Source organism: Aquimarina mycalae, assembly GCF_029906345.1.
Lineage (GTDB): Bacteria > Bacteroidota > Bacteroidia > Flavobacteriales > Flavobacteriaceae > Aquimarina.
In genome coordinates this window covers 543,056-557,043 of record NZ_JARYGY010000001.1, presented here as the reverse complement: position 1 = coordinate 557,043, position 13,988 = coordinate 543,056, and the positions used below count along the sequence as shown (strand labels likewise).

Below are 13,988 nucleotides of genomic sequence, written 5' to 3'. Positions count from 1 at the left end.
AAAACAACAAGATTAAAGTCTACTAAATTTAACTTTTTCCTTGTTAATTAATACTTGTTAAATATTGTTAACTAGAGAGTTATTGTGTTTTTTCGGATAGAATTAAATGCAATAAAAAACGTTCTTTGAATACTTATATACAAACCAATAAATATCTTAAAACCATACACACAAAGACAATTTAAATCATGAAACTAACTAAACTCAACGTTTTATTAATATTCTTATTTCTTGGATTTTTGCTACAAGCACAAACTCCAGAAGGAGAATTAAAAAGGTGGCATAAAGTCACTTTGACTTTTAACGGTCCTAATACATCAGAGACCGCGAACCCAAATCCATATTCGGATTATCGATTAGAAGTAACATTTACACATCAAGGAAGTAACAGGAGTTATAAAGTTCCTGGATATTTTGCTGCCTGCGGTAATGCAGAAAATAATGGTTGTGATTCTGGAAATAAATGGAGAGTACATTTTGCACCAGATCAAACAGGAACCTGGAATTGGACCGCCTCATTTAAGTCTGGATCTAATGTGGCTATAAATACTGGAGGTTCTAATGCAGGATTTATGAATGGAGATACAGGATCTTTTGATATTGCAGAATCCAATAAGTCGGGGAGAGATTTTAGAAGTAAAAATTTAGGAAGATTGAAATATGTTGGGCAACACTACCTAAGACATATAGGTACTAATCCTAACAGTCCTAATGGTGATTGGTTTATAAAAGCAGGAGCCGATGCGCCAGAGAATACTCTTGCTTATGATGATTTTGATAATACACCTAACAGAGGAAATAGACGTAAATCCTGGAACCCTCATCAACAAGATTATGTAGCGGCAGATGCTGGAGATTATACCTGGAATGGTGGAAAAGGAACAGAGTTATTAGGAGTAGTCAAGTATCTTTCTGATAAAGGAGTGAATGCGTTTTCATTTCTTACATTGAGTCTGCATGGTGATGATGAAAATGTGTTTCCTCATGCATTAAAAGTTAGTATCAATCAGTATAACGGATACGGAGATGGTGATCAATGGAACAAAGGAGTGCACAAAGATAGATTCGATGTATCTAAACTTGCGCAATGGGAAAAAATATTTGAATATGCTGATAAGAAAGGAATGTATATGCATTTCAAAACTATGGAGACTGAAAACGATAATATAATGGATGGAAATGCTTTTGGGCGTCAGAGAAAATTATACTATCGAGAGTTAATAGCTCGTTTTGGACATCATTTAGCACTTAATTGGAATCTGACTGAAGAAACCACCATACCAGATAATGTTGTAAAAAGTACAGCGAGTTATATAAAACAAGTAGATCCTTATGATCATCTTGTGGTAATACATACCTATCCTGGACAACAAGATCAACGATATAATCCTTTATTAGGGAATAATTCTGAACTTACAGGAGCTTCAATCCAAACAGATAAAAGTAAGGTACATAATGATGTTAAACGTTGGATAGAGAAATCAAAGAATGCAGGAAAGAAATGGGTAGTAGCAAATGATGAACAAGGAAATGCTCAGATCGGAGTGGATCAAGATGGTAAAGATGATAAGTTAGTACGCCATCGAGTATTATGGGGTGCATTAATGGCTGGTGGAGCTGGTGTTGAATATTATTATGGATATAGTACAGGCCAGACAGATTTAACCGCGCAAAATCATAGATCAAGAGATGGAAAATATGCCGATGCTGCTAGAGCATTACGATTTTTCAATAATTATTTACAAGATGATTTGATAACTATGACTTCTTCAGATGGAGTAACATCTGATAATAATGATTATGTCTTAGCTAAAGCGGGAGAAATATATGCCGTTTATAGACCTAATGGAGGTACTACAGGTTTGAGCTTGCCTTCAGGAAATGCAGAATATAATGTACAATGGTATAATCCACGTAGCGGTAGTGGTTTAACTAATGCTACTACCCTAAACGGAAATCTTGTAGCTCCTGATAATAATGATTGGGTAGCTCTAATTAAGAAAAAAGATGGAGGTGGTGGAGACCCTGATCAATGTGTAGCTTTAGAACAAAATGGGGTTGTAGCTGTAGAAGCAGAACATTTTGACAGTCAATCAAAAACTGATAATAGAGAATGGTATGTGTTGGATGGAAGTGGGTCCACACCTACACCAGATCCAGATCCAGATCACTCTTCTGGGGCAAGTGGAGGAGGATATTTAGAAATTTTACCCGATACAAGAGTTACACATGATGATCCTTTAGTTAATGGAGTTAGTTTTTCTAATACTGCAGGTCAGGTTGCAATCATTAATTATAAAGTAAAATTTACAACTCCAGGAAAATATTTTGTGTGGGTGAGAGCGCATTCTACAGGATCAGAAGATAATGGAGTTCACGTAGGACTGAATGGAAATTGGCCAGCTTCTGGAAACAGAATGCAATGGTGTTCAGGTAAAAACCAATGGACTTGGGAGAGTAAACAACGAACAAATGCAAATCATTGTGGAGAAGCACAAAAGATATATTTAGATATACCTTCTGCTGGGATTCATACCATATCCTTTTCTATGAGAGAAGATGGGTTTGAGATGGATAAGTTTGTGTTATCTAAAAGTTATACCAAACCTTCAGGGAATGGGCCCGATGAAGTTTTAGTAGATTGTGGAGATGAAAATAAACCTCCTCAAGTATCTATAACATCTCCAGTCGATGGAGCTAATTTTGAAATAGGACAAACGATTCCTTTAGTGGCAAATGCATCAGATACGGATGGTACTATAGCTAAAGTTGAGTTTTTTATAAATAACAGCTTAGCAGCTACTGAGCAAGTTATACCTTATGAAACATCCACGACTATCGCCAATGTGGGAAATTATACAATAATAGCAAAAGCTACAGATAATGATGGAGCTGTAACTACATCTCAGTCTGTAAATATTACAGTAGAAGATAATTCAGTTCCTCCAACTGATGTTATCAATATTCCAGGATCTTTTGAAGCTGAAGATTTTGAATTAAAATCAGGAAGCGTTCGTATAGAAAACACACCTGGAACAGCTTCTGATAAGAATTTAGGGTATATTAGAAATGGTGATTTTGCTAATTATTCTGTAAATGTTGATGCCAATAGCGAGTATACATTTGATGTATATGCTTCTAGTAAAGGTGTTGGTGGAACAATAGATATTTTAGAATCTGGATCTGTTGTTGGCTCAATAAATATTCCTGTTACTGGACAGTGGCATAATTATAAGAAATATACAACTACTGTTTCTCTTTCATCAGGTGAGAAGACGTTGCGATTATCATTTAAAGGAGGATCAGGATACCTGTATAATATCGATAAAATTAAAACAACAAAAGTTCAACCAGTAGAACAAACCGTAGCTTTATCTCCAATACATGATGCGTTCTTACAAGGATCTACCAGATATAATTCTGATATGGTTCGAGTAGAATTGAATAGAAGAACAGGATATTTGATGTTTGATCTCGGTTCAATTAATGGAACTATTACAAAGGCGGATCTTAAATTTACCGTTTATTCTGATGCAGGTAATGGAAATATAACCATCCATAAAGGGAATAATAATAATTGGACAGAAACTAATTTATCTAATGCTAATAAGCCAGCTAAAGGAACACAGTTAGGAACACTAAACGCTAATTTTCCAGTAGGTAGCACTAAAACAATACCATTGAAAACTGCGCAGATTTCTAAGGGTAAATTATCTCTGATAATAGATGCTCTTTCAGGTAATGATTTTGCATTTGCATCCAAAGAAAATGGATCGGTTGCTAGCGCTCAATTAGTCATAACTTACACTACTAATAGAGGTGACCTGGATAATTCTGAAGATATAACTCTTTATCCAAATCCTGCGGTGGATATGATTAATTTTTCTGGAGCTACAGCAGGTAAGATTATCAAAATATTTAATACAGTTGGAGTGCTTGTGAAGCAAGTAGTTCTTCAAGAAGGTCAAAACACAGTTGATATAAGTCACTTATCATCTGGATATTATATTGTAAATATATTAGAAGCAGGTAAAACGAATAAAATACTTTCTACTAAGAAAGTATTGAAACGTTAGAAGACTCTTTAATTCTTATCATATCAAGGATAGAATTTAAAGAGAGTAATAAACAATTGTAGTTTTAAGATTGTTTATCATCTATTTTAAGAGATAATAACACAATTCTACATGGCTTATAAGTCATTTATAGAGTGGTGTTATTGTTTCTTATTATAAATACCTAAAACTCTTTGTTCTTTTTGATTTGATAGAACAAAACTTATTTTAATCATGAAAAAAAATACAAATCAACTAGTAGTTTTATTGTTGTTCTTTGTGACAATTAATGTTTTTGCACAGCCAACACCTCCTCAAGGGAAAAAATGGGAAAGGGTAGAAGCACTTTCTGATGAGTTTAATGGTAATGCTCTGGATTTTTCGAAATGGGATGATCAAAGCCCTGAATGGAGAGGAAGAGTTCCTGGGATTTTTAAAGAAAACACCATAAAAGTAAAAGAAGGTAATCTGCAGATTACCAATTATAAACTACCTTCTCCAGAAGGAGCATATACACATGCTGGAGGTTTAGTAAGATCTTTAAAAAGCCAAACATATGGGTATTACGAATGCAAAATGAAAGCGAGTAGAACATTTATGTCTTCTACTTTTTGGTTATTCAATAAAAGAAATGAAGGAAGCGGCTGTGATGTTAGAACTACAGAATTGGATATAACTGAGACAGTAGGTGTTAACTCTAATGGTGCAAATTGGGTAAACAATACCATCAGAAATATGAATTCTAATACACATAGTAGAGGTACTACTTGTAATAGTACACCTGTTGGTCAAAAAGGAAATAAAGCTCCATTGGGAGAAGAATCCTGGAAGAATTACCATACTTATGGTGCTTGGTGGAAAAGTAAGAGTGAAGTTTTATTTTATTTGGACGGAAAATTTGTTGGTCAGATAAAACCACCAGCAGATTTTAATCTTCCTATGTATTTACGTTTGGTTACAGAAACCTATGATTGGAACCCAGTTCCACCAGATGGTGGTATGAATGGATCTGCTGATTCTAGAACTACATATTATGATTGGGTTCGTTCGTACAGATTAGTTGATGATAATAATCCTAATATCGCACCAACAGTAGAGCTTTTATCTCCTATAAATGGAACTAGCTTTGATATAGGTAAAACAATTCCGTTGAGTGCAAATGCATCAGATACAGATGGTACTATAGCTAAAGTTGAGTTTTTTATAAATAACAGCTTAGCAGCTACTGAGCAAGTTATACCTTATGAAACATCCACGACTATCGCCAATGTGGGAAATTATACAATAATAGCAAAAGCTACAGATAATGATGGAGCTGTAACTACATCTCAGTCTGTAAATATTACAGTAGAAGATAATTCAGTTCCTCCAACTGATGTTATCAATATTCCAGGTTCCTTTGAAGCTGAAGATTTTGAATTAAAATCAGGAAGCGTTCGTATAGAGAATACACCTGGAACAGCTTCTGATAAGAATTTAGGGTATATTAGAAATGGTGATTTTGCTAATTATTCTGTAAATGTTGATGCCAATAGCGAGTATACATTTGATGTATATGCTTCTAGTAAAGGTGTTGGCGGAACAATAGATATTTTAGAATTTGGATCTGTTGTTGGTTCAATAAATATTCCTGTTACTGGACAGTGGCATAATTATAAGAAATATACGACTACTGTCTCTCTTTCATCAGGTGAGAAGACGTTGCGATTATTATTTAAAGGGGCATCAGGATACTTGTATAATATTGACAAAATTGAAACTAAAAAGATTCAACCAGTAGAACAAACCGTAACGTTATCTCCTATTCATGATGCTTTTTTGCAAGGATCATCAAGAAATAATTCCAATATGATACGTATCGAATTAAATAGAAGAACAGGGTATTTGATGTTTGATCTCAGTTCGATTAATGGAACTATTACAAAAGCTGATCTTCAATTCACTATATTTTCTGATGCAGGTAATGGCAATATAACCATCCATAAAGGGAATAATAATAATTGGACAGAAACTAATTTATCTAATGCTAATAAGCCAGGAAAAGGATCACAACTCGGTACACTAAATGCTAATTTTCCTATAGGTAGTGTGAAGACAATACCTTTAAAAATATCTCAGATTTCTGGCAATAAACTTTCATTGATTTTAAATGCACTTTCAGGAAATGATTTTGCATTTGCTTCCAAAGAAAATGGATCGGTAGCAGCACCTAAATTGATAATTACCTATACTTCAAGTAGGGACAATGATACTAATCAGGATGATGTTAAGATATTTCCGAATCCTGTTACCAACTTCATTACTTTTTCGAGAGATATGACAGGTAAAAAGATAAAAGTATTTAATACCACTGGAATACTTGTACAGGAAATTGTGTTGACAACAGATAGAAATACTGTTGATATGAGCAATTTGCCATCTGGGTACTATATTATAAATGTATTAGATACTAGTAAAGCGAATAAAATAATCACTACTAAAAAAGTGATTAAACAATGATTTAACCACAGACTCAACTGGGGAAAGGGCTGTTCTATAATAGAGCAGCCTTTTCTTTTATGTTTAAAGTTGAGTTAATGATACCATATCTAAAAATTGAATCTCCTTATCTTTGCCAGTTCAAAAGCGGTAAATGTTAAATCAATACACAAAAGAGTTTAGTTATAATCTTAGGTTAGCTGCACCAGTTATGCTAGGAATGTTAGGGCATACTTTTGTGGGCTTGATAGATAATATTATGGTTGGGCAATTAGGGACCGCAGAACTTGCAGCTGTATCTCTTGGAAATAGCTTTATGTTTGTTGCCATGTCATTAGGAATTGGGTTTTCTACAGCAATTACACCATTAGTTGCAGAAGCAGACGGAGAAAATAATTTCAGTAACGGTAAATCTGCGTTTAAGCACGGATTATTTTTGTGTACTACACTTGGGATTGTTTTATTTCTAGGGATATTATTAGCAAAACCGTTAATGCATCTTATGAAACAACCAGTTGAGGTTGTAGAATTGGCAATTCCTTATTTAGATTTGGTAGCAGTTTCATTGATTCCTTTGGTAATTTTTCAAGCCTTAAAGCAATTTTCTGATGGATTATCTATGACTAGATATCCAATGTATGCAACCTTGATAGCAAATATTGTAAATGTAATTTTAAATTATGTGTTGATTTTTGGAAAATTTGGTTTTCCAGAAATGGGCATTGTTGGAGCGGCGATTGGTACACTGGTATCCAGAGTTGTTATGGTTGTGTTTTTATGGGTTTTCCTTCAAGGAAAAGAAAAATCAAAAGCCTTTGTAACCAATATCAAGTTTTTTGTACTACAAAGTGCTATGCTGAAAAAAATAATGAAATTAGGCTTTCCTTCAGCATTACAAATGTTTTTTGAAGTAGGAATTTTTACTGCTGCTATATGGATTTCTGGAATCTTAGGAAAGAACCCTCAAGCAGCTAACCAGATAGCGTTAAATTTAGCTGCAATGACCTTTATGGTAGCTATGGGATTAAGTGTTGCAGCGATGGTAAGAGTTGGAAATCAAAAGGGACTGCAACAATTTAGAGAATTGAGAAGAATTGCTTTTTCAATTTTTGTACTTACACTTCTGATCGAGATTGTATTTGCTATATTTTTTATTGCTTTCAATAATATGCTACCTAAAATTTATTTGGATGTAGGTGATGTAGAAAATTTTGCAGATAACACAGAAGTAATAAGTATTGCTGCTAAGCTTCTAATCATTGCAGCGTTGTTTCAAATATCCGATGGAATACAGGTAGCAGTGCTTGGCGCATTAAGAGGTTTACAAGATGTAAAAATTCCAACATTAATAACCTTTATTGCGTATTGGGTTGTTGGTTTTCCGATTAGTTATTACCTAGGGCTATATACTGAATATAAAAGTACAGGTATATGGATAGGCCTATTGGCGGGGTTAACAACTTCTGCTTTTTTACTATATATAAGATTTAATTCTCTTAGTAAAAATTTGGTATTAAAAAAGGGGAATGTATCCCAAGCATAATAATCTTTTTTATAGTTTACAATATAGATAGTTTTACTTCGTTTCTTTTTTTGGACTAGTTTTTGTTACTTGTCAAAGTATATTTTATATTAAGAAATATTTAACTATATTTCGAATGTAACTAAACTGAAAAGAAAAGAGATGAATAGCCCAAAATCTAACCTTTGCCTTTTACTTATTATAATATTTATTTTAGGTATTAATCAAGATGCTAAAGCACAGAATTTAATTCCGAATCCAAGTTTCGAAAACACAAATGCAGCTGTTAAGAAACTTAAGCATGAAATGCGAAACTTTGGCGTAATTTCAAATTGGAAATCCCTTACGAATTCACCTGATGCGCATCACCCTGCGGTTAAGGATGTGAAATTTAGTCATAAAGCGCCAGGTTTCTTAAAACAATTTGGTCCACAAGAACCTAGAACAGGAGAAGGAAAAGTTGGATTGTATGTGACAAGTAATAATACAAAGGAGTCGATAGTTACTAAATTGATAAGTCCTCTAAAGGCAGGTAAGTACTATTATTTTCATATGTATGTGTCATTAGGAGAAGGACGTTCAAGTAATTCTTGTACCTCTTCTATCGGGTCTTATTTTACAGCCAGAGTTCCTAGAATTACCGAAACATCACAATATAAGTTGCATATAGAATCTTCTGAGATGGTGTGTGATACTAAAGAATGGACTAAAGTCTGTGGTGTGTACAAAGCAAAAGGTACAGAAAAGTATGTGTCCCTTGGTTATTTCTCTGATAATCCTAATGGGAAATCTTTAAAAGGAGGACCTTTTAGTGATGCGTATTATTACATTGATGATGTAGAATTAAGAGAAATGCAGGATGTACAAGGTGTTGCTGTGGATAATATTTGTAATATGGCTTTAGACTTTTCTGATATCGAATATTTGATTGGCGAAAGTGAAGTGTATGAAGAAATAAAAGAAGCCTTAGATTCTTATCTACAATACCTTAAGGTGTTTAAATTTGATAGTATAAAGATCGTTGGTCATGCGAATGACTCTGAAATAGAGTTCGAAAATGAAATCCTTTCGGCAGCCAGAGCAGGTTTTGTTAGAGAATATTTAGTTGAAAATGGAATTGATGAATCTTTAATAGAATATGCTGGAGTAAGTAACTCAGAGCCAAAAGAAGGAGAAGGAATAGATAATTCTGAATTAGGATCTAATGCTAGAGTACAAATTATCATAGAATAGATACTAAAAGTGATATCATATATTAAGAGGTAAGTTTTAATTTAAAATTTACCTCTTTTTGTTTTTGCTATTTTGAAGGTAAACTTCGTAGCTTTGTTACTTACTAATATTTAATATATGAGTTTTCCAAAATTCTTATTAGGAGATAATACAGATTACCCAGAAGCAATTTTTGTAATCCATACAGAATTCCCTCGTTTCGTTATTAATTTAGAAAACGATGAAGTAGAATGGATGGAGGAGTTTGATAAAAGTGATGAAAAAGAATTAGAAAGTGAAGCTGAGAACTTATTTCAGGCTGCTAATGATTTTTATGATCGAGAGATTGAACGTTACGATGAGTAATTAATTTTTTAATGTAAGTAGTGATTATTTATATCTTATGGAAGAACTTATACAATTAGATAAAGACCTGTTTTTATATCTTAATAATTTAGGATCTCCTTTTTGGGATGGATTTTGGCTATTTATGACTGAAAAGTTATATCAAATCCCATTATATGTATTGTTACTATATTTCTTTTATAAATATTTTGGTATTCGAGGAACAATAATAACACTTCTTATTGTAGCTGCTTTGATAGCAGCATCAGATCAGTTATCTAATCTATTTAAAAATGTGCTTTTTATGCGACCAAGACCTTGCAGAGCGGATGGAGTCGGAGAGTTTACTCGTTTTATCGCTGAGAGATGCGGAAGACATGGGTACTTTTCTGCGCATGCAGCAAGTTCTATGGCGTTGGCATTTTTTACAGGGCTAGCATTACAAAAAAGATTAAAATACATCTTTCCGTTTATGGTATTATGGTCTATTGTGGTTAGTTATAGTAGGATTTATGTAGGTGTGCATTATCCAGGCGATATAATCACAGGTATGGCTATTGGGATTCTTTTAGGATTTGGAGCATATAGATTACATGTATTTCTGATAAAGAAATATGGGCAGATATAATTAAAAAAATATGTAATCCTTTTTTTTAAATAAAGTGCTTAACTAAATTTTAATGCTATAGAAAACTAGAGTTCTATAGCATTTTTTATGTGATAATTTCGTTATTGATTTAGATCTATGTTTACCTTTTGTTAGGAATGACACTAAATGGTAAACATTTTAATTATGAAAACTACATACTTCTATCGTCCTAGCTTTTTAATTATATTTTTCTTTTTATTAGGTATATCGTGTTCGAATGACGAAAATGTATCTATAGAACCAATGATAGATATATCAATATATAGAGGTACTCAAAGTCCTGGAGATGTTTGGGAATGGCAATTCGATAATATTAATAACAGAATAGTAGCGATATGGGATCAAGGAACCTTCGACGATACTGTAGATGATATTCGTATCGAAGGTGATTTCCAAAGGTTCTCTTCTGGGTTTATTCGCGTAAATATTGATACGGTAACTCCTTCAACACCTGAGATTCCAGATGATGGAACTGCTTTCTTTTATGCACTCGAAGTAAGTGAAATGGCATTGATAGTTAAACCAGAAGGAAGTATCAAAGGAGATGCAATCGCATTGGTAGCCGAAGGTGATTGTAGTATGGTATCAGACTCATACAATTATATAGTAACAGCACCTGGAAACGTTAGTTTTGATCCAGTTACAGAAGAGGCGTATGGCAGTATAGAAATTAATAGTAGTGGTATGATTTCGGGAATGAAGCAAAGCCTAGATTGCATTGTAACTACGTGTACAGTTTCTGGACCAATTAATGGATTTCCTGAAATGAATTGTATTGGTAATGGGCAGATTGAAGTTAAAGAAGGAGGAATAACTATTGCGCAAGGCCAATTTACCAATGCAGGTGTTATGATGATGGATTTTGGATTGGGAGAAGGAGGAATATATGCACTTAAAAAAGATACTGCGATATCGTTCAGTGATTTGGAGAATAATGTATATAATGGTATAGTTTACCAACCACAATCACTAAGTGATAAGACCTTGCCTGTTAAATTAAATTTTAATAAAAATACAGCAGGAGATATAGTTGGTAAAGGATATTTGTATACAGATATAGAAAATGATATAGTGGATTTGGATGAAAGTATAAGCATATTGCTAGATAGTATAACCTCAGGATTGATTACAGGAAGAGTAGTACACGGAGATAGCACAGAAACACCATTCGCAGCTGCGTTAATTGTGAATGAAGATCAGCAAATATTAGTGTTGAGTAGTACAACAAATGAATCAGGAAACCCTCCTTTTGTGTTGATGTTAACTAAGAAATAAGGTTATATATTACAGTATTTTATTTTTTTGAAAGTTACTACTTTTTATGTTTTGAGATAAAGATTGTATCCAAATAATTATATTTAGCAAAAATTATGATTGAGTTTAAATATATGGAGACTCAATAGACCTCAAATACATGAAGTATAAATATTACTACCTACTGATATTATTTGTTAGTATATCATTAAATGGACAAATATCAGATCGTTCTGAAGAAAATTCGTTTTTTATAATTCCTGAAGTTTTGTTAGGAAAAACCATGGAAGCTAATACGTTTTTCCCAAAAACGGATGTGCAAAAAGGCTTCTTTTTAAGTTTAGGAAATACTAACTTTTACGATGATAAAGAGTGGAAGGCTAGATTAGGGTATCCTAGAACAGGTGTTTCTATTGGATTTACGGATTTTGGGAATAAAGAAAAAGTAGGATATGCATATACTATAATGCCTTTTGTAGAATTTGGACTATTCAAGAAGAATAGACATCGTTTTAATTTTCATATTGCTTTTGGAGCATCTTATTTGAATAGACAATTTGATTCTGAAACGAATCCTTTTAATAAAGGAATTACTACAAAAGTTAATTGGTCTTATCGATCATTCTTGTATTATGATATTTTTAAAAGAAACAGACTCAATTGGCGTCTGGGATTAGGATACTTGCACCACTCTAATGGTCATACTAGATTACCTAATCAAGGGCTTAATTCATTCTTGTTGAGTGTTTCATCTATGATTAACTCTAAGTCGTTAAAACCCAAGGCGAATAGTGTTATAGAAAAACCTGAAAGAAAACGAACATCTCAAATGTATTTTTCGTTACGCGCAGGTATTGGGCAAAATGTACTTTCAGAAGTTTTTAATGATAAGAAGGAAGTATATTCTGGTGCTATTGCTATAGGAAAGGTCATTAATAAAACTTTTAAATATGGAGGTGGTTTTTATTATCGTTTTTATGAACATTATCATGATTATATTGTAAACGATGGTGAAGTTGTAGTTGAACAATTTCCTCATTTTAGAGATAACCCAGCGCGGTATGCATCTAATTACGGATTGTTTGGTACTGCAGAATTGTTTTTGGGACACATAGGAATGGAATTCGAAATAGGACTTAATATATCTAAACCATTTTATAAAGTAGACTGGCAGATAAGTCAAGGCGAAACATATAATGGCGTATATGAGCCTGCAGAGTTGGATTGGTATTATGAAATAAAAAGAACTATTTCTAGTAGGATGGGCTTAAAACTATATCTTATAAATACAAACAAAGCACCTAAAAACAACCTGTTCATTGCGGCGCATATCAATGCTAATTTAGGTCAAGCAGATTTTTCTGAACTAAGTTTAGGCTATGTATATCGATTAGATATGTAATGTTATGTAATCTCTTTGTTAAGTTTTAATAAATATTTTGCCGCAGCAAAAGGAGTTATTTTATGCTGTTGCACAGCTGCTATTTGTTCTGACAGTACATCCTTAATCTTAGGATCGTTATAGAAAGAATTTTTTAATTGCTCTTCGATAGTTTGTAATAACCAAAATTTGTTTTGTTGAATTCGGTTTTTTTCAAAAAAGTCATTTTTAGTCGTAATCGCCAGATATTTCAATATAAGTTTCCATACATCTTCAATCCCTAGATTTTCTATGGCACTACAAGTTAAAACTTCTGGAGACCAACTGCTATCAGCAAGCGGGTAGAGGTGAAGTGCTTTTCTAAATTGATTTTTAGCTTCACGAGCACGTTTAAGATTATCTCCATCAGCTTTATTGATTACGATAGCGTCTGCCATTTCTATAATCCCTCGTTTAATTCCTTGTAATTCATCTCCAGCTCCTGCCAATTTTAATAAAAGAAAAAAATCAACCATACCATGCACAGCCGTTTCGCTTTGCCCGACTCCAACAGTTTCAATAATTATGATGTCATAACCTGCTGCTTCACAAAGAATAATAGATTCACGAGTTTTTTGCGCTACACCACCTAAAGAATTTCCAGAAGGAGAGGGCCTAATAAAAGCCTGAGGAGACCTTACTAGTGATTCCATTCTTGTTTTATCGCCTAATATACTGCCTCCAGAAATTGTGCTGCTAGGATCTACTGCTAGGACGGCTACTTTTTTCCCTTTATTAATCAAGAGATTTCCTAAAGCCTCAATGAAAGTACTTTTTCCAACTCCAGGAACTCCTGTGATTCCTATTCTTATGGATTTATTAGCATATGGCAAGCATTTTTCAATAAGTAGCTGAGCTTTTTTTGAGTGCTTTTTTTGAGTACTTTCTACCAGCGTTATTCCTTTACTTAAAAAAGTGGTGTTTTTAGAGACAATTCCTTCAAATATTGGAGTTATAGATACATCTTTTCTTTGCAAGTTTTTAAATCGATCAATAGCACTCTGATTAGTACCAGAAGGTGTTTTAGAAGATTGATCTTGATGTTCCATATGA

Annotated in this window: 9 protein-coding genes; 8 read left to right on the top strand and 1 reads right to left on the bottom strand. The window is 33.3% G+C overall.

Annotated features, from left to right (window positions below; genetic code table 11):
- Positions 1-188 precede the first annotated feature (188 nt).
- The 8 genes from QBK95_RS02390 (at position 189) to QBK95_RS02355 (ending at position 12,917) form a co-directional block, all read left to right on the top strand.
- Positions 189-4,076 (top strand): carbohydrate-binding protein, encoded by a 3,888-nt coding sequence (locus tag QBK95_RS02390; RefSeq protein WP_280930171.1) that lies wholly within the window; start codon positions 189-191, stop codon positions 4,074-4,076.
- Positions 4,077-4,289: 213 nt separating this feature from the next.
- A complete protein-coding gene (locus QBK95_RS02385) occupies positions 4,290-6,554 on the top strand; it encodes a carbohydrate-binding protein (protein ID WP_280930168.1) in 2,265 nt (754 codons plus the stop codon).
- A 133-nt stretch (positions 6,555-6,687) separates the two neighbouring features.
- The gene (locus QBK95_RS02380) at positions 6,688-8,076 is read left to right on the top strand and encodes an MATE family efflux transporter (RefSeq protein WP_280930166.1); all 1,389 of its coding nucleotides are present in this window, start codon (positions 6,688-6,690) and stop codon (positions 8,074-8,076) included.
- A gap of 141 nt (positions 8,077-8,217) precedes the next feature.
- The gene (locus tag QBK95_RS02375; protein ID WP_280930164.1) at positions 8,218-9,288 is read left to right on the top strand and encodes an OmpA family protein; all 1,071 of its coding nucleotides are present in this window, start codon (positions 8,218-8,220) and stop codon (positions 9,286-9,288) included.
- Positions 9,289-9,405: 117 nt separating this feature from the next.
- Positions 9,406-9,633, top strand: coding sequence for a DUF8828 family protein (locus tag QBK95_RS02370; RefSeq protein ID WP_280930162.1), 228 nt, complete (start codon positions 9,406-9,408; stop codon positions 9,631-9,633).
- A 37-nt stretch (positions 9,634-9,670) separates the two neighbouring features.
- The gene (locus QBK95_RS02365; RefSeq protein WP_280930160.1) at positions 9,671-10,240 is read left to right on the top strand and encodes a phosphatase PAP2 family protein; all 570 of its coding nucleotides are present in this window, start codon (positions 9,671-9,673) and stop codon (positions 10,238-10,240) included.
- A gap of 165 nt (positions 10,241-10,405) precedes the next feature.
- The gene (locus QBK95_RS02360) at positions 10,406-11,536 is read left to right on the top strand and encodes a hypothetical protein (protein ID WP_280930158.1); all 1,131 of its coding nucleotides are present in this window, start codon (positions 10,406-10,408) and stop codon (positions 11,534-11,536) included.
- A 139-nt stretch (positions 11,537-11,675) separates the two neighbouring features.
- Positions 11,676-12,917 (top strand): acyloxyacyl hydrolase, encoded by a 1,242-nt coding sequence (locus QBK95_RS02355; protein ID WP_280930156.1) that lies wholly within the window; start codon positions 11,676-11,678, stop codon positions 12,915-12,917.
- Between the two features lie 2 nt (positions 12,918-12,919).
- Here the strand turns inward: QBK95_RS02355 and meaB are convergent, their stop codons facing one another.
- Positions 12,920-13,984 (bottom strand): methylmalonyl Co-A mutase-associated GTPase MeaB, encoded by a 1,065-nt coding sequence (meaB, locus tag QBK95_RS02350; RefSeq protein WP_280930154.1) that lies wholly within the window; start codon positions 13,982-13,984, stop codon positions 12,920-12,922.
- Between the last annotated feature and the right edge of the window lie 4 nt (positions 13,985-13,988).